Origin of the sequence: Bacillus sp. SIMBA_074 (assembly GCF_046534555.1) — a bacterium.
GTDB lineage: Bacteria > Bacillota > Bacilli > Bacillales > Bacillaceae_G > Bacillus_A > Bacillus_A mycoides.
On record NZ_JAWRYM010000619.1, the window covers coordinates 1 to 267 of the forward strand.

Below are 267 nucleotides of genomic sequence, written 5' to 3' on the forward strand. Positions count from 1 at the left end.
GTAGAACAAACAGCGAGCGAATATATCGGCATCGAAACGGCGGTTGAGCGTATCCTTTTGGCAAAGAGCTTTGGTCCGGTTCCAGAGGATACGGCACTCATTCAAACACTCGGAGCAAACTGGAAGGAAATCATGGACGGAGAGCTTACCGTTCACGGTGTGCCACTCTATGCAGATGCCAGACTTTTCGCAGAAGCCGGGATTCCGACCGTCATGTTTGGAGCAGGTCCACGCACCTTGCTAGAGGCAAACGGACATCGCGCAGAT

The 267-nt window shown here is 52.8% G+C and carries 1 pseudogene; it reads left to right on the forward strand.

The features are described 5' to 3' along the window. Window positions 1–267, forward strand: a pseudogene (locus SB773_RS32225) (peptidase M20); the annotation flags it as partial.